This is a genomic window from Fodinicola acaciae (assembly GCF_010993745.1).
In the GTDB taxonomy this organism is placed as follows: Bacteria; Actinomycetota; Actinomycetes; order Mycobacteriales; family HKI-0501; genus Fodinicola; species Fodinicola acaciae.
Genome location: NZ_WOTN01000003.1, coordinates 1,724,092 through 1,743,755, shown reverse-complemented (window position 1 = coordinate 1,743,755; position 19,664 = coordinate 1,724,092). Strand labels below are relative to the sequence as shown.

Genomic DNA, 19,664 nt, shown 5'->3' with positions numbered 1-19,664 from the left:
CTGTCAGCCTCGGGCTGGTTGGTATGCGCGTGCGGCCGTGACGGCGGCGGCCGCGTCGACCTCGCCGGCGCCGACGGCGTTGTTACGGCCGCAGGTGCTGTTGTCGTGCACCTGCCGGTCGGCGGTCGTACGCAGGATGGCGGCGGTTTGCGTGACGTTGCCACGCAGCTGCGGACTCACCGACCACATCAGCGCGACGACTCCCGTGACATGCGGCGTCGCCATCGAGGTGCCGTCGAGGCTGCCGTACATGCCGCCCGGCAGCGCCGACGTGACGCCGACGCCAGGCGCCACGACGTCAGGTTTGGCGGCGCCGGAAACCGGTCCACGGCTGGAAAAGTCGGCCATCTGGCGGTTGCGGTCGACCGCGCCGACGGAGACCACGTCTGGGCTGTTGGCCAGCGGGTCGACGATCGAGCCGCACCTCGGTCCGGAGTTGCCGGCGCCGAAAACCGCGAAAACGCCGGCGGTTTCCAGCGCGTGTGCCGCCGGTTCCAGAGTTTTCGGTTGGCAGCCTTCGAACTCCGTACAACCCCAGGAGTTGTTGAGTACGTCCGCGCCGCGGTCCGGGTTGGCGTGGAAGGCGTCGCCGCCGCGCGGAAACGGCGCCAGCATGAACTGCAGGCAGTCCAGGTAATAACCCGGATTGGCGGTGTTGCGCGCGAGGTTGGAGCAGGCGATCCACTGTGCGTCTGGCGCGACACCGATGCCGTTACGACCGACGGCGGTCGCGGTCGTGTGCGTGCCGTGGCCGTTGGGGTCGTGCGGTGTGCTGGTCTGATACCACGGGTCGTACCAGCTGTCCGCTCCGCCGCGAAATCCCTTTGCCAGCACCGGATGCGTGACGTCGACACCGGAATCCGACTCGCCGACGACGATGCCCTGGCCGCGAGCGCCGGCCGTCCACGCCTTGTCGGCGCCGATCGCGGTGATGTTCCACAGCGGACCGGTCGGCGCCGTCGCGTTGCCGGTCATCGGTGCCGGTGTTTCCGGCAGTGGGCGCAAAACGGGGGCGTCGGTGATCGCGGTGACACCGTCGAAACCGGCCAGCCAGGCTCTGGTCGCCGGGTCGTCGGTGATGACCTCGACCGCGTTCACCAGATAGTACGAACGAAAATCCAGGCCCCGACCGGTCAGCGCCCGGCGGATCGCACGCTGGCTGCCGTCCGCGTACGCGGTCAGTTTCTGATAGACGGCGCGCCGCCGCTGCCTCGGGTCCTGGATCGTGGCGACCGCGGACAGGTCGGCCTGTTTCAGCGTCACGAAAATCGCGTTGGCGTGGAATCCGGGCCGTACGGTCACACCGGCGACCACCAACGCTGCCAGGCAACAGGCGGCGACCGCCCCGGCGATCCACTTTTTCTTGAGGAGCAGCGGCAAAAACGCGACCGCGATGGCGACCAGCCAGCTGATGCCGGCGGCGATCGTCGCGTATTTGCTGACATCGTCGAACTCCAGCACCAACGAGAGCTGGCTCGCGTCGACGTACGCGAACGTGCCGAAGATCGCCAGCGCGACCGCGACCGCGGCGGCCCATCGGTTCACCAGCGTGGCGGCCACGAAAGCCAATGGCGGCAACGAAAACATGAGCAACACACCGAGGCCGCTCGGTGCCGCGTTGACCGCCACGACCGCGTACGCGACACCGAGGACGAGGCCGCGCAGCACCGCGTTGTCCGGCAGGTCATCGGTCGGCAGAGCGGTCAGCAGCAGCGCTACGGCGGCCGCGGCGAGCGCGGCCAGAAGCGTCATCCAGGGCGATCCGAGTGCGCCGAGCAGGGCCCACGGCAGCAAGGCGAGAATCCCGGCCGCTGCCGCCGTCAGCCACTGAGCCGGCGTCTTTTTGGCCGTACGCCACACGAAAAGCAGCAAGACCGCCAGCGCGCCGGCGATCAGGATGGTGGCGCCGAACGCGAGGCTGTTGCGCAGCACGATGTCGCGGTCGTACGGGACCAGCCTGGTCAGGCCGAGCAACACGGCACAACCGGCGGCGACGGCCCACAGCCGCATCGTGGCGCGCAGCCACGGCAACGTGACCACCAGGCCGACGATTGAGGCGACCGCGCCGGTCATCAGCGGCGGCACGATCGCGACCAGCGGGCTGATGCCGGCCCACAGGTGGACCTCGGACGCGAGCGCGATCTGCTCGGCCAGCCAGCCAATGGACGCGACGATGACGGTGAGGCCGACCGCGATGAGGCCGATGAGGGCGGCACCGAGGGCGGCCCATCCCTGCCGCGTGCTTTCCCGCATGCACGCGTACTCTACGGCCGGCTTAGCCGGGACTTAGTGCCTGGTTAGCGGCTTGCGACAGCCTCCTCGGCGGGGCAGTGACGACAAAGGGAGTCCAGCCGAAGATGATCAGGAAGATGCTCGTCGCGCTCGCGTTGGTCGCGGCCCTGGTCGGCGCGATGGCCGCGCCGACCGCCGCCTCCGCCGCGCCGACGACCCTCGCGGCCTGCTCGCCGCACGTGAGCCTGCAGCCGCCGTACAGCAAGTTCGACGGCACCGAGGTGTGGGCCAACTGGAACGTCTGCTTCACCACGCCCGGCCCGTGGGTGGTGAAGCTGGAGCGCAAGCGCTGGTACGGCTGGGAGAAGCTCGACTCCTACTCCGCCACCCTCAAGGCGTACGTCGGCTACAGCGCTTCGCTCAGCTATCACTGTGACGGTCAGGGCACCTACACGTACCGGCTGAACGGCCGCTTCGACAACGCCATCGGCACCTATTACTACTACTCCAGCGAGACCCGTTTCGCCTGCTAGCCAGCCTGCCCGCCCGGCGAGATCCGCGACACAGAAGTGGACGCGACGGGCGGGCAGCGGCGGGCACGCGGGAGCAGTAACGTGAACGGCGTGCCTCGAGACAGCGCAGTGTCCCGGTTCGCCGCCAGCCATCTCGGCCCTGTCCAGCGCAAACGGGCTGTCGAGCGGATGCGGTCGGAGACCTTCGACGTGGTGGTCATCGGCGGTGGCGTGACCGGCGCCGGCGTGGCGCTGGACGCCGCCTCGCGCGGCTTGTCGGTCGCGCTGGTGGAGGCCCGCGACTTCGCCGCTGGCACCTCCAGTCGGTCCAGCAAGCTGATCCACGGTGGCCTGCGCTATCTCGAACAGCTCAACTTCAGCCTGGTACGCGAGGCGCTCAAGGAGCGGGGGCTGCTGCTCACCAAGCTGGCGCCGCACCTCGTACGACCGGTGCCGTTCCTGGTGCCGCTCAACCACCACGTCTGGCAGCGGTTCTACTACGGCTCCGGCGTGCTGCTCTATGACTTCCTCGGCAGCATCTTCGGCACCTCGCGCGGCCTGCCGATCCACAAGCACTACAGCCGCACCGGCGCGCGCCGGCTCTTTCCCGGCCTGCGCAACGACGCGTTGATCGGCGCGATCCGTTACTTCGACGGCCAGATCGACGACGCTCGGCACACCGTGACCGTCGCCCGTACGGCCGCCTCGCTCGGCGCCGCCGTCGTCACGAGTACGCGCGTCATCGACGTGCTGCGTAACGCGCGCGAGGTGGTCGGTGTGCGCGTACGCGACATGGAGTGCAACGAGGAATACGAGATCAAGGCGAGGACGGTCGTCGCCGCCACCGGCGTCTGGAGCGACGACATCTCCGAGATGCTCGGCGGCCGGCCCGGCCTGCGCGTACGCGCCAGCAAGGGTGTCCACCTGCTGGTGCCGCGCAGCGCGATCACCGGCGACAGCGGGCTGATCCTGCGCACCGAGAAGTCGGTGCTGTTCGTCATCCCCTGGGGTGGCCACTGGCTGATCGGCACCACCGACACCGACTGGAACCTCGACCGCGCGCATCCGGCCGCCTCCAGTGTCGACATCGACTACATCCTGGAGCACGTCAACCGCGTGCTCGAGCGGCCGTTGACGCACGACGACATCGAAGGTGTCTACGCCGGCCTGCGGCCGCTGCTGGCCGGCGAGGACGAGGCGACCAGCAAGCTGTCCCGCGAGCACGCGGTGGTCGAGCCGATGCTCGGCCTGGTGCTGATCGCCGGCGGCAAATACACGACCTACCGCGTGATGGCCAAGGACGCCGTCGACGCCGCCGCCCGGCGGCTGCGCAACGTGCCGCCGAGCCGCACGACCGAGGTGCCGCTGCTCGGGGCCGACGGCTTCACCGCCGCCTGGTCGTCGCGCGCGTCGACGGCTCGCCGGCACGGCCTCAGCGCCGGCGTGATGGAGCACCTGCTGGAGCGCTACGGGACGCTCGCCGGCGAGCTGTTGGCGCTGGTCGACGCCAATCCGACGCTGGCGGGGCCGCTGGCCGGCGCGCCGGAGTACCTGCGCGTCGAGGTCACGTACGCGACCCGGATGGAGGGCGCGCTGCACCTGGACGACGTGCTGACGCGGCGCACCAGGATCTCCATCGAGACCGAGCACCGCGGCCTGGACAGCATGGACGAGGTGGCCGACCTGATGGCCGCCGAGCTCGGCTGGGACGCGGCGACGCGGCGGCGCGAGGTGGAGCACTATCGCGCGCGCGTGGCCGCCGAGCGCGAGTCGCAGCGGATGCCGGACGACCTGACCGCCGACGCCGCGCGGCACGGTGCCCCGGACGTACGCGGCTATGCCGTGGACGCCGGCGCCACCCACGCCTGACGGGTTTTCCGAACGCCCCTTTCCGTGCACCAGACGTTCCGTTTTTCAGTGGCAGGTGAGGGGAGACTCGGCGGTGTAGGTGGTGCGGCGGTCCACGTACGACGCGCGCGGCGTCAGGCACAGGCCGCTCGCCGGCACCTCGACCTGCCAGCGCGCGTGGACGGACTCGCCGGGCTCGACCGTGCCGAAGGAGCTCTGCCCGAGCGCCGCGGCCGTGCCACCGGCGGGCGCCGGCAACGCGATCCGCACCTTCGTACGCGGCCTCACCGGGTCGTGGTTGGTGAACCGTACGGTCACCGTGACGGTCTCCCCGGCGCGCGCGTCCTTCACCGGCAGCACGCGGACGGTGCCCTGGCCGGGCTCGGATGAGATGTCGTTGAGGATGCGCCGCACGGTCGCGTACGTGTCGCCGCGCGGCCGCGCCGGATAGGTCTCGGTGCGGGTCGTCCAGTCCTCGCTGATCGCCCGCCAGTCGGCCGGATCGCTGCTCGGCGGCCGGCCGGTGTCCACACTGGCGGCCAGATCGGCGAAATACCGGGCCCAGCGCGGCTTGTAGTAGTCGGCGATCATGCCGTGCCAGTCGCGGTTGCCGTAGTCGTGCAGGCCACCGAAGGCGTCGCCGGTCCACACGCTGAGGATGGTCCGCGCGCCGACCTCCAGCCGCTCCCGCTCTTCCTGCGTACGACCCCAGCCGCGGGCCGCCTGCTGCCAGCGGCCAAACAGCCAATGCTCGCCGGTGCCGAGCAGGTCGTTGGTCAGGTCCATGTAGTGCAGGAAGCGATTGGTCAGCACCGCCAGCCGCTTACGGTCGCGCGCGCGATAGGCGGCACGGATGTCGGCCAGCAGCAGGCGCGCGCGGTTGGCCAGGAACTGGCGTGTCACGTCCAGCAGGTCGTACTGGTAGGTGTCCAGCCCGCGCAGTGCCGGATGCACCGCGGCCAGCTCCACCACCGCCGGCACGAACAGCTCCAGGTCATAGCGCGGACCGGCCGGGCCGTACGGCGACGCGTTGGTCACCTCCAGGCTCGGGATCGCCGCGAACGGCGTCTCGTGCGGCCCCTCGCCGCCACGGTGACCGCTCGCGCGCACGGCGTACGCGGTCGTCAGCAGCACGTTCCAGGCGGCCGCCGCGCGCGGGTCGTCGCGGCCATAGCGCCGCAATGCGTAATCGCGGATCCACAGCGCCGGGTCGACCGGCGCCGGCCGCCACGGCGTCTCGCTCCACAGGTCGCCGACCACCGGGTTGTGCTGGTGGCCCTCCGGCATCAGCGCGGTGCCGACCAGCCGGCCGCGCTCCTCCGGCGGCAACGCGCGTACGCGTGGCAGGGTGCGCATCGGCTCGTGCACGCTGCCAAACATCCCCAGCCGGCCACCGAAGTTGCCGACGCTTCCCCACGCCCAGGGCGCGCCCCAGAACGCGTCCGTCTTCGTCCACTGTGGACAGTCATCCGCGTCCAGGTCGAGCACCAGCGTCCGGCTGGTGTCGATGGCCGTCATCAGCTCCTGCCGCGGATTTCCCTGCCAGGCCTGCAAAACCCAGACGGACCCGGGGTTGGCGGCGGTCATCGCACGCTGTACGGCGCGGCCGGCCTCGCTCAGCGGCACCTCGCCGAGCGTGCCGCCCTCGTGCAGCAGGTCGTTGGAGAAATGCGTCGTGGCGCCGAAATTTTCGGCCTGACATTCGTAGAACTTCGCCGCGACCTCGGCGTAGAGCGGATCGGTGCAGGCCAGCCAGTCCGGTCGCCGCTGGCCGGCGTAGTCGCCCTGCGGCACGACAGTCGCGCGCGGGTTGGCGGCGGCGAACACGTCGTTGGGCACGTGGCCGATGAAAGCGGGGAAAACCGGTGTGATGCCGAGGTCACGCATCCGGTCGGCGATCCGCCGGCCGAGCTGAGCGCGGCGGCGCAGGTAGTCCAGCGTCACGCCACCGTCGGCGGAGATGCTGCCGTACCACTGCCATGGCACGTGCGCCGCGTCCGGAATCCAGCCGAGCACCTGCTCGCCGGTCAGGCCGAACTCGCGCAGCGTCTCGTACCAGACGATCTCCTGGCCGGTCAGGCACAGCGCGAGGGTGGTGCCGGAAGCGGCGAGATAGTCCAGCTCGCGCTGCCATTCCGGCCACTGCCAATAAGGCGTCGTATAGCCAAAAACGCAGAAGTTGTACGCGTACCGGTGCGTCATCGGCGTGGTCTTGACGATCGGTCTTGCCGGCGCCGGCAGCAGCCGGGGGAGGAGCAGCCGGTCACCGGTCCACGAGATGTGGCCGCGTGCCACGTATTTCAACCACCAGTGAAATGCCGACACCACGGCGACCGTCGAGGTGCCTTCCAGGGTGACCGCGCCGGTCGCGCCGCTGATCCGGAAGGCGTCGGCGGTGCCGGCCGGCGCCATCATCGACCGCAGCTTGAACTGCAGCGCGCGAGCCACATCGCCGCCGAGCAGCCGCGTGATCGACGCGCGCGCCTGGTGCAGGTCGAGCGGTGTGCGTTGATAGCCGAGCGGTCCGCCGACGGCGGGGCTGGTCGGGGCTCCGGCCAGCGCGGCACCGGCGAAGTTGGACTTTCTGGCAACGTTCTCAGGCAGCCTCTGTTGAGATCTTCCCAGCGGACTCAACGTCTCCTCCTCGGCAGCGGTCGCGGTCGCTGCGCAGGTGACCCGGTTGTCGTGCTGCGTTTCCGGCCGTACGGCGTCCCGACAGGCGCCACGTGGCCGCGGGCTCTCGGTGGCGGATGATGGCGCTGGACTTCGCCGGCCAGCGCGAGGCCTGTCGGTCTAGCGGCGTTCTGCTCCGAACGCCTGCGGTGACCCGAGTTTTGCGGTTGACTGGTGCCGGGCGGGATCCAGCGCCGGCAGGTGCGGGACGGATCTGACCATTGGGACTCCACAGGTGTCGCAGCCCGTGGGTCGCGGCAGCCTAGGGTCCGCCTAGCCGCTCCCCTTGTCGAGTGCAACCGGCCCCACCTCGGTCGCAGGCATTATTCTGCGCACAAGGCTGCAACGTTGTAAATATCCTGTGTACCGATTCACCCACGCAAAGTGGGCTATAAGCCCTTTGCCGTCGGAACTTTTCCGTCCTTATTAGGCCGTAGCGTCGAACACCTTGCCGGGATTGAGAATGCCGGCCGGGTCGAAGGCGGCCTTGACGGCGCGGTGCGTACGCAGGCCGACCGGTCCGATCTCGGTCGCCAGCCAGCCTTTCTTGAGCATGCCGACGCCGTGCTCGCCGGTGCAGGTGCCGCCGAGGTCGAGGCCGAGCCGCATGATCGCGTCGAAGGCGGCCATGCAGCGGCGGTGGGAGTCGGGGTCGTCGCGGTCGACGATCAGGTTGGGATGCATGTTGCCGTCTCCGGCGTGGCCGACCATCGCGACCTTCACCTGGTGTTTCTCGCCGATCCGCTGAGCGCCGTCGATGAGCTCGGCGAGCGCGGAGCGCGGCACCGCGATGTCGTCGACGATGAAATGGCCGAGCCGTTCCATCGCCGGATGCGCGAGCCGGCGTGCCTCCAGCAGCATCTCGCCTTCGACCGGGTCGCTGGCCACGTGCACCTCGGTCGCGCCGGCCGCCGTACACAGCTCGGCGATCCGCTCCAGCTGCGCGCTCGAGCCATCGTCGACGGCGGCGAGCAGCAGCGCGGCGGCGTCGGTCGGCAGGTCCATCGGCCGGTAGTCCTCGATGGCGCGGATGAGCGTCTGGTCCATGATCTCCAGCAGGCTCGGCGTACGCCCGTCGGCGACGATCGCCGACACCGCCGCGCCGGCGCTGACCGTGTCGCCGAAGACCGCCGCCAGGCTCAGCGCGCCCTCGCTGGCCGGCCGCAGCGCCAGGGTGATCTCGGTGATCACGCCGAGTGTGCCTTCGCTGCCGACGAAAAGCCTGGTCAGGTCATAGCCGGCGACACCCTTGGCGGTGCGCCGGCCGGTCCGCAGCACTTCGCCGTCGGCCAGCACGACCTCCAGGCCGAGCACGTACTCGGCCGTCACGCCGTACTTCACGCAGCACATGCCGCCGGCGTTGGTCGCGACGTTGCCGCCGATCGTCGAGCTCTCCCACGAGCCGGGATCCGGCGGATAGCGCAGGCCGTGCCTGCCGACCGCCTCGGTGAGCGTCTTGTTGACCACCCCCGGCCGGACGACCGCGAGCCGGTTGACCGGGTCGATCTCGATGATCTCGTCCATCTTGCGCAGGCTCAGCGCGACGCATCCGTCGATCGCGTTCGCCGCGCCGGCGAGGCCGGTCAGCGCGCCCTGCGGCACGACCGGAATGCCATACTTCGCGGCTGTTTTCAGGGTGTTGACCACATCGTTTGTGCTGCGCGCGTGGACGACGCACGCCGGCATCCCGTGCTCGACCAGGTCGGCCTCGTCATGCGCGTACGCCGACCGCACGTCCTCGTCAAGCACCACGGCACCACCAAGCCGCTCGCGAAGCTCACCGACAGCCGCGGCCGGGATAGTCGTCATGACCTCGATCCTAGGGAGCCACCAGCCCTTCTGTCCCTGTGCATAACGCCACCCCCGTCGATCTACCCGCTACAGCCCGAAACTGTCATACCCCCTGCCAATCTGGGCCCCCACCCAAAACGGGCGGGGGGTGGGTTCGCGTTGGAAACTTAGATAAGTTAGAAGTTGATCTTGAATCTGCGCCCTGTAGCGCTAAACGCCCCATTTGCGAGGATGGAGGACGCACGCAAGGCCCCCTTGCGTGCGTCCAGCGCAAGTAGGGGGGCCTTGCTTGCATAGTGGCGAGTGGCCGGAGTGACCGATGTGACCAGTGAGACGCAAGTCCAAATTTCTAACTTAGGTAAGTTTCCACGCGAACCCACCCCCCACCCGATCTGGGTGGGGGCCAAATTTGGCAGGGGGGTACGACAGTTTCGCGCTGTAGCAGGTATTGAAATACTGGGCGGATGGTCGTGTTGATCGATCCGCCGCGTTGGCCTGGTCGGGGCCGGTTGTGGTCGCATCTGGTCAGTGACGAGTCGTACGACGAGTTGCACGCCTTCGCGGAGCGGCTTGGTGTGCCGCGTCGGGCCTTCGATCGCGACCACTACGACATTCCCGCGCGCTACTACGAGGACGCGCTCGCGGCTGGCGCTGAGCCGGCGTCGAGTCGTGAGATCGTACGCAGGCTGATCGATGCCGGCCTGCGCCGCCGCAAAGCCAGGTCACCGTTTGCGGACTAGGGTCACGCCGTCGCGCACCGGCAGCATGACCGACTCGACGCGTTCGTCGGTGGCGATCCGGTCGTTGAGCTGGTGGACGACCAGCGCGCGCGGCGTTTGTGGATCGAGTACGCGACCACCCTGCAGCACGTTGTCCAGCGCGATCAGGCCGCCGGGCCGCAGCCGGGCCAGCAGCTCCTCGTAGTAGACCGGATAGTTTTCCTTGTCCGCGTCGATAAAAGCGAAGTCGATCGGCTCGGCCGGCAGGGCCTTCAGGGTGTCGATCGCCGGGCCGATCCGCAGGTCGATGCGGTCGTCGAGGCCGGCACGTTTCCAGTACGTACGCGCGACGGCCGTCCACTCCTCGCTGACATCGCACGCCACGAGACGGCCGTCCGCCGGCAGCCCGCGCGCGATGCAGATCGCCGAATAGCCGGTGAAAACGCCGACCTCGACGGCATGACGCGCGCCACTGAGCCGTACGAGCATCGTCAGGAATTCGCCCTCGTCATGCGAAATCTGCATCCCGGCGGCGTCCGGGAAGGCCACCGCGGTCTCGGCGGCGAGGTCGCGCAGCACGTCGTCGGCCGGCGTGCAATGTGCCAACAGGTAGTCGTCCAGGGTCATGGCGACAAGCGTTCACTAATCTAGACGCTTTCGCAAGGCTTGTCGAAGTGACGAATTTCCTAGATGCTTGCCGGATGCCGCTGGAGCTTCGCGACCCCGCCCAGTTCAAGGCGCTCGGCCACCCGTTGCGACACAAACTGCTCCTCGTCCTTCGCCGTCAGCCCGCGACACTTGCGCAACTCGCCGCCGCGCTCGACTCGACGAAAGGCACGATCGGCTATCACGTACGCGTCCTGGAAGCCGCGGGCCTGCTCCGCGTCGGTGGTACGCGGCAGGTGCGCGGCGGCACCGAGCAGTACTACGAGCCGACCAGCGGCGGCCTGACCCTGCACCCCGACGCGCCGGTCGGGCCGGAGTTCCTGGTCAGGGCCGCGCTCGACGAAATGGTGCCCGGCGGCGAAGAGACGACGCAGCTGCGGCACATACGGCTCACCGCCGAACAAGCACGCGCTTTGGCCGCGGAGCTGGAAAAACTCACGCAACGGCTGGGGGACGACCCGACCGGAGAGTCGTACGGAGTGCTGCTCAGCCTCTACCGCGTCGACATCCCCAACATCCCGGAAAGTTAGTCCCGTCACGCCTGGCCTAATACGAGCTGAGCTCGGCATGCACATTCGCACGGGCGGCGTTCTCGTACGATTCCGGCAGCAGCCGGAAAATCCGCGGCAATGCGAGGATTTCGCGCAGGACCTCGGCCCGTCCGGCGGCGAAGGCCGGGTCAGACACGTGCGCGTATTCCTGTCGTACGGCGAAAACATAGGCCGCGTAGGCCTCGGCCGATCCGGCGAGTACGGCCAGGTCGGCGTCGCAGAGCAACGCGCCATTGGTGTCCTTCGGCGCCGGATCGTGCGTACGCGTCAAAAGCACCAGCCGCCGCACCTCGGCGACCCGCGCCGGCGGCAGACCGGCGGAGGACAACATCCGGCCGGCCAGCGCGGCGCTCGCTTCCTCGTTGTCGGTGCGCTTCGGCGCATAGATCGCGTCGTGAAACCAGGCCGCGAGGCGTACGGCGTCGGGGTCGTTCGCGGCGTGCGCGTACGCGTCGATGACATCGAGCATCGCGGTCAGGTGCTCGACCGTGTGATAGCGGCGATGCGGCTCACGCCAGCGCTCGACCAGACCGGCGCCGAAGCGCTCCTGGAGTGGCCAACGTATCAGCAGGTCGTCATGCACATTGACGTATTCTGGTGGCAGCACAGGGACCGCGCGCGCCAGGGGCTGGGATGGCGCGCCTTCGCCGTACGAGGAGTCCCGTGCAAGCCCTGCTGTCCTATCGACGGCTGCCCGCGCTCGCGGGCGTGACCTTCCTGCCGATCGCCTTCCTGGCGCGGCTGCCGCTGGCCATGGCGCAACTGGGCACGCTGCTGCTGGTGGTCGACGCGACCGGCAGCTATGCCGCCGGTGGTCTCGCGGCCGGTCTGGTCGCGGTCGGCATGGCCGCCGGCGGACCGCTGATCAGCCTGCTCGCCGACCGGCACGGCCAGCGGCCGGTGACGCTGCTGAGTACGCCGGTCAACGCCGCCATGATGGTCGCCCTGGTCGTCGCGGTCGGCACAAAAGCCGACCTGTACGTCGTGTGGGGACTGGCGTTGTGCGTCGGCCTCACGACCACGCAGATCGGCGCGCTCGCGCGGTCGCGATGGATCGGCTACGGCGCCGGCGCGCCGGCGATGTCGTACGAGTCGGCGGCCGACGAGACGACCTTCGCGCTCGGACCGGCGCTGGTCGGCGGTCTCGCCGCGCTGTTGTCGCCGTCGGTCGGCCTCCTGCTCGCCGCCGGGTTGGTGGCGGTCTTCGGGCCGCTGTTCGCCACGCACCGCTCGGCGGCGGTGGCCGGCCGGTCGCCGGTCGGCTCGGACGGCCGCGTACGGCTGGCGGAGCTGGCGATCCTGGTCGGCCTGATGCTCGCGCTCGGCGGTTTCTTCGGCGGTGTCGGCGCCGGCATCACCGCGCTCGCCTCCGCGACCGGTGTCGCCGGCCTGGCCGGCGGCGTGATCGCGTTGATGGGGTTGGTCAGTGCCGCCGCCGGCATGGCGACGCCATTGTTGCCGGCGCGGCTCGGCCATCCGGCGCGGCTGCGGATCTTCGCCGCCGGCCTCGTGCTGCTGTCACCGGCGTTGATGCTGGTCAGTACGGTCGGCGGCGCGGCAGTGGTCGTGGTGGCCGTCGGTTTCTGCATCGCGCCGTACATGATCAGCGTCTATTCGCTCGGCGAGCGGGTCGGCGCGGCCGGCCGCACGGCCGCCGTGATGGCGGTGCTGTCCAGCGGTGTCGCCGTCGGTTACGCCGCCGGCTCGACCGCGGCCGGGGCGCTGGCCGACCTCGGCGGCTTCCGGCTCGCGCTGGCGGTGCCGGCCGTCGCGATGGCCGCCGCGTTGGTCCTGCTGGTCACCGCGCGCCGCCGCCTGACGACCCTCGCGGGCAACTGGTCGTACGACCGCTGAAACCTCACCCTCGCAACGGGATTTCGGCGGTGATGGCGGTGCCCTGGCCAGGCGCGGAGTGGACGGTGAGTACGCCGCCGGCGGCCAGCAGCCGCTGTGTCATCGTGCGCAGGCCGCCGCGCGGCGGCACGACCGCCGGATCGAAGCCGGCGCCGTCGTCGGCCACCGTCAGCGTCGCCGTGCCGATGCCGCCGCGCAGCATCACGGTCACCAGGTGCGCCGACGCGTGCTGCGCCACGTTTGCCAGCGCCTCGATGGCCACCGGAAACAGCGTTTGCATGGTCGGCTCGTCGAGTTCGTCGATGATCATCTCGACCTCGACGCGGTGGCTGTGGCCCCACGCGGAGACCCAGGTGCGCAGGTCGAGGCCGCCGGCGTCGGACAGCTCGCCGTTCAGCGCGCGCTGGATGCCTTCGACGGCGGCCAGCGCCAGCTTGACGTGCTTGCCTTCGGCCTTGCGCAGCTCGGCAGCGGCAAACTCGGCCTGCATCGCCACGATTTCCTGGATCTCGCTGGCCGCGCGCTGATCCCGGCTCCGCCGGCGAGCCGTCTCCAGCTCGTGTCCGAGCTCGACCGAGCGTACGGCCAGGATGACGGTGATGCCGGCGGCCGCCGTGAGGGTGAGCGTGAACATCGACTCGACGGCGTTGATCCGCAGCGCGATCGCGGTGACCGCGCCGGCCGCCAGCGCCGCCACCGTGCAGACCAGCGCGGTCGCCGACGGCAGCGCGAAACCGGCCAGCGCGGCCAGCCAGATCGTGCCGCCGAACCACGGCGAGCCGCCGACGAACGGCAACAGCAGCGCGACCGCCGTCGCGAGGGTCAGCGCCAGCCGTGCCTCCTGGTGGCCGCCGGAGCCGACGGCTTTCGCCGCGCCGATCGCGTAGCTGCCGATCGCGACTATCCAACAGGCCACCAGCGCCGGGATCCACCGGTGGTCCTGCGGAGGATGGCGGGCCAGCTGGAAGAGCGGATAGAACGCGGGCAGCAGCCAGATGACGGCGGCGACGGCCAGTGTCGTCCGCGATGGTCCACCCGTTTGCACGCTCGCCAGCATGTCGGCCCGTGGCCGTGAGCGCAATGCTCCTCAGGAATGATTTCCCTTGCGTGTCATCCCATAATGCGAGCAACACCTTTGCTCGTACGAACTCGCGGGTGCTAGACACGACGGATGGCAGCGGAAGTGGTGTCCATGACGTCGATGACCGCGCCGCCAGCGGAAAATCGCTATTGGCGGCGCAATCTCGCCGTGTGTTTCGGCGGGTCTTTCACGACCATCGTCGCGATGACGCTCCTGCTGCCGTATCTTCCCCTGTACGTCGAACAACTCGGGGTGCCCGACCGGCCGGCGATCGTCTGGTGGTCCGGAATCGCTTACGGCGCAACGTTTTTCACCGCCGCGCTGGCCGCGCCGGTGTGGGGGATGCTGGCCGACCGGTATGGCCGTAAACCGATGCTGATCAGGGCCAGCCTCGGCATGGCGGTGAGCATGTCCCTGATCGGCGTGGTCACCAACGTGTGGCAGCTGGTCGCGCTGCGGTTCGCGGTCGGCCTGCTGGGTGGATATTCCTCCGGCGCCACCGCGATGGTCGCCGCGCAAAGCCCGAAAGCGAAGACCGCGTGGGCCCTGGGCGTGCTGTCGGCCGGAATCATGGCCGGAAACGTCGTCGGTCCGCTCGCCGGCGGTGTGCTGCCGCACCTGATCGGCGTACGCAACACCTTTTTCCTGACCGGCGGGCTGATTTTCGTGGCATTCCTGGCGTCGGTGTTTCTGCTCAAGGAGCAGCGACCGCGCCGGATGACCAAAGCGCAACGATCCGAGGACCGGATGAGAATCACGCATCCCGGTGCGGTGACGGTTTTGCTGGCGACCGCGAGCCTGCTGATGTTCGCGACGATGTCGATCGAACCGATCGTCACCGTTTACGTGCAACAGCTGACCGACGCCGCCGCGTACATTTCGGTGATCGCCGGCGTGATCATGGCGGTCGCCGCGGTCGGCAGCATTCTTTCCGCGCCACGGCTCGGAAAACTCGCCGACCGGGTCGGTCATTCCAGGGTCATCGTCGGTTGCCTCGCGGCCGCCGGCGCGTTGTTGGTCGCGCAGGCCGCGGTGACCGACTCCGTCCAGCTCGGCATCCTGCGGTTTCTGATGGGGCTGAGCCTCGGCGGCCTGCTGCCGTGCATCACCGCGGCGATCCGCCACCGCGTCGACGACGGTTCGGTCGGCCGTGTGCTCGGGTTTGGCGTGTCGGCGCAGTACGTCGGTCAGGTGCTCGGTCCGCTGGTCGGCGGGTTCGTCGGCGCGTACGTCGGCCTGCGCCCGGTTTTCGTTGCCACCGGGGTGATCCTGCTCGCCGGCGCGGCGGTCAACTACCTGCTGGCGGTCACCTCGTCGGCGAGCCGGCACAGATAGCTGGCAAAGCGCGCTCGGTCGCGCGGATCCCAGCCGGCCACCATCTCCTCGTACGTCCGCTGCTGAAACTCGTGTGCGGCGGCCAGAAACCGGCGTCCGCCCGCGGTCAGCGTCAGGCTGGCGCGGCGGGCATCGGCGGCGGAGGAGCCGCGTCGTACGTGTCCGGACCGGATCGTCTCGCCCACCATCCGGCTGGCCACCGACCGGTCCACGCCGAGCTGATAGGCCACGTCGGCGACGGTGACCTCGTCGGCTGACCCGGCGATCGCCTCGACGACCTGCACCTGCTGCACGTGTTTCGGATCACCCGGCGCGTTGGCCGCGGTCGTCGGAGCCCAGCGGCGCGACCAGAAGCGCACCAGGCGAAAGAGCGCCGGTCCAGCGCCAGCGCCGTCGGTCATCGTGTCGGTCATAGGCCCATCATGCCACTTGATACGTGCAAAGCGCACAGGTAGCGTGTGCAATATGCACGCAATCATGATGGCGTCACCTTCTCGGGTCGCGCGCAACCTGACGTTCGCGGCCGCACTTCTGGGTCTGTTGATGGCACAACTCGACGGTGCCGTGGTGATCGCCGCGCTGCCGACGATCCAGCACGAGCTGCACGGCGCCGGCGTCGCCGGCGTGACGGCGGTCTATGGCCTCGCGGTCACGGTCGCCACGCCGATGCACGGCCGGCTCGGCGACATGTTCGGCCGGCGGTTGATGTTTCCGTTGGCCATAGCCGTTTTCGCGATCGGCTCGATCGGTTGCGCGGTGGCGCCGGGACTGGCCTGGCTGATCGTCGCGCGAGCCGTGCAGGGGCTCGGCGGCAGCGGCCTGATCGTCGGCGCGGTGAGCGTACTCACCGAGCTGTTCGACCGCGAGGTCCTGCTGCGCCGCCAGGGGTGGCTGACCGCGGTCTCGGCGGTCGCGTTCGTGGCCGGACCGCCGGTCGGCGGCGTGATCGCCGGACAGCTCGGCTGGCGCTGGATTTTCGGCCTGAACCTGCCGATTTGCTTGGTCGCGCTGGTAATCGGCTTCGCTGGCCTGCCTGGCCGCGACACCGGCCTGCCGCGTGGCCGCTTCGACGTGCCGGGAGCGCTGCTGGTGACGCTCGGCGGCGCGAGCCTGGTGACGTTGGGGAGCGGTGAGAATCTCGGTTGGTGGTCATTGCCGCTGGTGCTCGTCGCGGTGGTCGCGGCCGTGACGCTCGTACGTGTCGAACGACGTTCGCAAAGTCCGCTCGTGTCGCCGAGACTGTTCCAGATTTCCGCACTGGCGCGGACGATCACCACCACCGGTCTGTCCGGCGCCACGCTTTTTGGCACCTTTACCTTCATGTCACTCGCGATCGTCGCGACGACGGGCGGCGGACCGACCGAAACCGGCCTGCTGCTGGTCGCGATGACCGCCGGCCAGCTGGTGCCGACCGTGTTTTTCTCAGTGCTGGCGAAGAAGTTCCCCAACCTGCCGCTCTGGGGCCGAGCGGCGCTGGCCGCCGGTGTCGCCGGCATGGCGCTGGTCGCTTTGGCGATTTTGTTGCCGTCGGTGGCATTGCTGGTCTGCGGCCTGGTGCTGAGCGGCGCCGCGCTCGGCCTGTCGATGCAGGTCTACACGCTGATCACGCAGTCGTCCGCGCCGAAGGACGCGATCGGCGCGGCCGTCGCCACGCTGACATTTTCGCGTCAGATAGGAAATGTCGTCGGCATCGCGGTCTTCGGCTGGATCCTCGCGCTGCTGCCGTCCGGCGGCCTGGTGGCGATCTTCGCACTCGCCGCCGCAGTCACCCTCGTCGCCTTGCTTGCCGCACCTAGCTCAGCAGATCGTGCGGACGCAGCCGCAGCTTGACCGGCTGCTCCACGACCAGCTCGGCGCTTCCGGTCGCGGTGCCGATCTCCGCGTAGCGGCCGTCCCGCAACTCCAGGACGGTCAGCGACGGCTGGCCGGGATCGACGATCCAGTACGACTCGACGCGCGCCTGCTCGTACAGCCGTCGTTTGGCGATCAGGTCGTAGCGCTGGCCGGACGGCGACAGCACCTCGACCACCAGCTTCGGCACCGGCACGGCGTTGCCGAGGTCGACCTTCGGGGCCACGATCACGTCCGGCTGGACCCGTCGCCGCTTGCCGAGCCGTACGTCGAACGGCGCGACCAGGACTTCCAGGTTGTCAGGCACAGCCGTGCGAAGCGCGAAGGCCAGCTCCATGACGGCGCGCTGGTGCGGATGCGACGGCGCCGGGCTCATCACGATGACACCGTCGATGAGCTCGTGCCGCCAGCCGTCGTCGTCGAGACGGTCCAGATCGGCGACATCAAATCCGCCGTCCCGGCCGGCGAAGACCGTGCCGCCGACGATGTTCAGCCGCGTCCGCGGCGGAAACCGGCGGAACAGCTCCACGGTTATCGGCGCGCCGGAGCTGACCGGCAGCTCGATGAGCTCCGATGGCTCCGGCGGACCTTGCGGCAGGTGGACGGCCATGACACTCATAGTCGCTCCTCGTGTGCGGCACCTGTCAACCGTGGCAGACCGACAAGCCGGACATCTCGTTGTCCACAGCCTGATGTCGCGACCAAGAGCGGTCGCGAGCTTCAGGTTGCCGTGAGGTCTAGCCGACGTCGGGGATGGCGGGACCGAGGAGGTCGTCGGCGTCGACGATCGTGTACGCGTAGCCCTGCTCGGCGAGAAACCGTTGCCGGTGCGCGGCGTACTCGGCGTCCAGCGTGTCGCGCGAGACCACCGTGTAGAAGTGCGCCTGCCGCTGGTCGGCCTTCGGTCGCAGCACCCGGCCGAGCCGCTGCGCCTCCTCCTGCCGCGAGCCGAAGGTGCCGGACACCTGGATCGCCACCGCCGCCTCCGGCAGGTCGATGGAGAAGTTGGCCACCTTCGACACCACCAGCGTGGAGACCTCGCCGCGGCGGAACGCGTCGAACAGCCGCTCGCGCTCCTTGTTGGTGGTCTTGCCCTCGATCACCGGCGCCTCCAGCTCGGCGGAGAGCTGGTCGAGCTGGTCCAGGTACGCGCCGATCACCAGCACCTGCTCGCCGGCGTGCTTCTCCAGGATCTTCTTGACGACCGGCATCTTCGTACGCGCGGTCGCGCACATCCGATAGCGCTCCTCCGGCTCGGCGACGGCGTACGCCATCCGCTCGGCCTCGGTCAGGGTGACCCGCACCTCGGTGCACTCGGCCGGCGCGATCCAGCCCTGCGCCTCGATGTCCTTCCACGGCGCGTCATAGCGTTTCGGCCCGATCAGGGAGAAAACGTCGCCTTCGCGGCCGTCCTCGCGGACCAGCGTCGCGGTCAGGCCGAGCCGCCGGCGGGACTGCAGGTCGGCGGTCAGCCGGAAGATCGGCGCCGGCAGCAGGTGCACCTCGTCGTAGACGATCAGGCCCCAGTCGCGCGAGTCGAACAGGTCCAGATGCCGGTACTCGCCCTTGCGGCGGGTCGTCATCACCTGGTAGGTGGCGATGGTGACCGGCCGGATTTCCTTGCGCTCGCCGGAATACTCGCCGATCTCGTCCTCGGTCAGCGACGTACGCGCGACCAGCTCGCGCTTCCACTGCCGGCCGGCGACGGTGTTGGTGACCAGGATCAGCGTGGTGGCCGAGGCTTCCGCCATCGCGGCCGCGCCGACCAGTGTCTTGCCGGCGCCACACGGCAGCACCACGACACCGGAGCCGCCGGCCCAGAACGACTCGACCGCCTGCTTCTGATAGTCGCGCAGCGTCCAGCCATCCTGGTGCAGCGAGATCGGATGCGCCTCGCCGTCGACGTAGCCGGCCAGGTCCTCGGCCGGCCAGCCGACCTTGAGCAGCGCCTGCTTGAGCCGGCCGCGCTCGGACGGATGGACGACGACGGTGTCCTCGTCCAACTGCGCGCCGAGCATTGGCGCGATCTTCTTGTTGCGGGTGATCTCGACGAGTACGGCGCGGTCCAGCGCTCTGAGGATCAGGCCGTGGGCCGGGTCGGCGACCAGCTGCAGCCGGCCATAGCGGTCCATGGTCTCGGCCACGTCGACCAGCAGCGCGTGCGGCACCGGATAGCGCGCATAGCGTACGAGCGCGTCGATCACCGACTCGGCGTCGTGACCCGCGGCGCGCGCGTTCCACAGGCCGAGCGGGGTGATCCGGTAGGTGTGGACGTGCTCGGGCGCACGCTCCAGCTCGGCGAAAGGGGCGACCGCCAGCCGGCACTCCTGTGCGGCCGGATGGTCGACCTCCAGCAGCAGGGTCTTGTCGGACTGGACGATCAGCGGGCCATCTGTCACAGCCGTCCAGTCTGCCTCGCCACAGCCGCCGGCGTCACCTCAGCCCCGTCCGGCAGCATCACCTCGGTCTGGTGGTGTCGCCTCGACCCCGGCTGGCGGCATTCGGACGCGCGATCGCGTGTCCGAAAGTCACGTGTCGCGGCATCTCCGCA

General features: G+C 69.4%; 16 protein-coding genes. 7 read left to right on the top strand and 9 right to left on the bottom strand.

The window, feature by feature from the left end; translation table 11 throughout:
• Positions 1 to 3: 3 nt before the first annotated feature.
• Entirely contained in the window at positions 4 to 2,253 is a 2,250-nt protein-coding gene (locus GNX95_RS34475; protein WP_163511816.1) for a S8 family serine peptidase, read from the bottom strand.
• Positions 2,254 to 2,357: 104 nt separating this feature from the next.
• Between GNX95_RS34475 and GNX95_RS34470 the strand changes: the two genes are divergently transcribed.
• On the top strand, positions 2,358 to 2,765 hold the full coding sequence (locus GNX95_RS34470; protein ID WP_163511815.1) for a hypothetical protein: 408 nt from the start codon (positions 2,358 to 2,360) through the stop codon (positions 2,763 to 2,765).
• 168 nt (positions 2,766 to 2,933) lie between these two features.
• Positions 2,934 to 4,613 carry a glycerol-3-phosphate dehydrogenase/oxidase gene (locus GNX95_RS34465; protein WP_163512111.1) on the top strand — a complete coding sequence of 560 codons (1,680 nt, stop codon included), beginning with the start codon at positions 2,934 to 2,936 and terminating at the stop codon, positions 4,611 to 4,613.
• Between the two features lie 45 nt (positions 4,614 to 4,658).
• Here the strand turns inward: GNX95_RS34465 and GNX95_RS34460 are convergent, their stop codons facing one another.
• Together GNX95_RS34460 and GNX95_RS34455 are read right to left on the bottom strand one after the other, a co-directional pair.
• The gene (locus tag GNX95_RS34460; protein WP_163511814.1) at positions 4,659 to 7,226 is read right to left on the bottom strand and encodes an alpha-N-acetylglucosaminidase; all 2,568 of its coding nucleotides are present in this window, start codon (positions 7,224 to 7,226) and stop codon (positions 4,659 to 4,661) included.
• A 465-nt stretch (positions 7,227 to 7,691) separates the two neighbouring features.
• Complete coding sequence (locus GNX95_RS34455; protein WP_163511813.1) at positions 7,692 to 9,074, bottom strand: FAD-binding oxidoreductase; 1,383 nt, start codon at positions 9,072 to 9,074, stop codon at positions 7,692 to 7,694.
• 446 nt (positions 9,075 to 9,520) lie between these two features.
• Here GNX95_RS34455 and GNX95_RS34450 point away from each other — a divergent pair, with 446 nt between their 5' ends.
• Positions 9,521 to 9,796 (top strand): DUF4031 domain-containing protein, encoded by a 276-nt coding sequence (locus GNX95_RS34450; protein WP_163511812.1) that lies wholly within the window; start codon positions 9,521 to 9,523, stop codon positions 9,794 to 9,796.
• Here GNX95_RS34450 and GNX95_RS34445 read toward each other — a convergent pair.
• Positions 9,779 to 10,402: an O-methyltransferase gene (locus tag GNX95_RS34445; RefSeq protein WP_163511811.1), complete on the bottom strand. Its 624-nt coding sequence runs from the start codon at positions 10,400 to 10,402 to the stop codon at positions 9,779 to 9,781. The genes GNX95_RS34450 and GNX95_RS34445 overlap by 18 nt on opposite strands.
• A 74-nt stretch (positions 10,403 to 10,476) precedes the next feature.
• Here GNX95_RS34445 and GNX95_RS34440 point away from each other — a divergent pair, with 74 nt between their 5' ends.
• Positions 10,477 to 10,971: a helix-turn-helix domain-containing protein gene (locus tag GNX95_RS34440; protein ID WP_163511810.1), complete on the top strand. Its 495-nt coding sequence runs from the start codon at positions 10,477 to 10,479 to the stop codon at positions 10,969 to 10,971.
• A gap of 16 nt (positions 10,972 to 10,987) precedes the next feature.
• Here GNX95_RS34440 and GNX95_RS34435 read toward each other — a convergent pair whose 3' ends face one another.
• Positions 10,988 to 11,575, bottom strand: a complete 588-nt coding sequence (locus GNX95_RS34435) for an HD domain-containing protein (protein WP_222854132.1) — start codon at positions 11,573 to 11,575, stop codon at positions 10,988 to 10,990.
• Positions 11,576 to 11,655: 80 nt separating this feature from the next.
• Here GNX95_RS34435 and GNX95_RS34430 point away from each other — a divergent pair, with 80 nt between their 5' ends.
• Positions 11,656 to 12,846 carry an MFS transporter gene (locus GNX95_RS34430; protein ID WP_163511809.1) on the top strand — a complete coding sequence of 397 codons (1,191 nt, stop codon included), beginning with the start codon at positions 11,656 to 11,658 and terminating at the stop codon, positions 12,844 to 12,846.
• 4 nt (positions 12,847 to 12,850) lie between these two features.
• Here GNX95_RS34430 and GNX95_RS34425 read toward each other — a convergent pair whose 3' ends face one another.
• Positions 12,851 to 13,891, bottom strand: coding sequence for a sensor histidine kinase (locus tag GNX95_RS34425; protein ID WP_163511808.1), 1,041 nt, complete (start codon positions 13,889 to 13,891; stop codon positions 12,851 to 12,853).
• 126 nt (positions 13,892 to 14,017) lie between these two features.
• On the opposite strand from GNX95_RS34425, the gene GNX95_RS34420 reads away from it, so the two are divergent.
• Positions 14,018 to 15,262: an MFS transporter gene (locus GNX95_RS34420; protein WP_222854131.1), complete on the top strand. Its 1,245-nt coding sequence runs from the start codon at positions 14,018 to 14,020 to the stop codon at positions 15,260 to 15,262.
• Here GNX95_RS34420 and GNX95_RS34415 read toward each other — a convergent pair.
• Positions 15,220 to 15,675: a MarR family winged helix-turn-helix transcriptional regulator gene (locus tag GNX95_RS34415; protein WP_222854130.1), complete on the bottom strand. Its 456-nt coding sequence runs from the start codon at positions 15,673 to 15,675 to the stop codon at positions 15,220 to 15,222. The two genes, GNX95_RS34420 and GNX95_RS34415, sit on opposite strands and share 43 nt — an antisense overlap.
• A 52-nt stretch (positions 15,676 to 15,727) precedes the next feature.
• Between GNX95_RS34415 and GNX95_RS34410 the strand changes: the two genes are divergently transcribed.
• On the top strand, positions 15,728 to 17,092 hold the full coding sequence (locus GNX95_RS34410) for an MFS transporter (RefSeq protein ID WP_222854129.1): 1,365 nt from the start codon (positions 15,728 to 15,730) through the stop codon (positions 17,090 to 17,092).
• Here GNX95_RS34410 and GNX95_RS34405 read toward each other — a convergent pair.
• A complete protein-coding gene (locus GNX95_RS34405) occupies positions 17,055 to 17,732 on the bottom strand; it encodes a Uma2 family endonuclease (RefSeq protein WP_163511807.1) in 678 nt (225 codons plus the stop codon). The two genes, GNX95_RS34410 and GNX95_RS34405, sit on opposite strands and share 38 nt — an antisense overlap.
• A 118-nt stretch (positions 17,733 to 17,850) precedes the next feature.
• A complete protein-coding gene (locus tag GNX95_RS34400) occupies positions 17,851 to 19,512 on the bottom strand; it encodes a DNA repair helicase XPB (protein WP_163511806.1) in 1,662 nt (553 codons plus the stop codon).
• Positions 19,513 to 19,664: the final 152 nt, after the last annotated feature.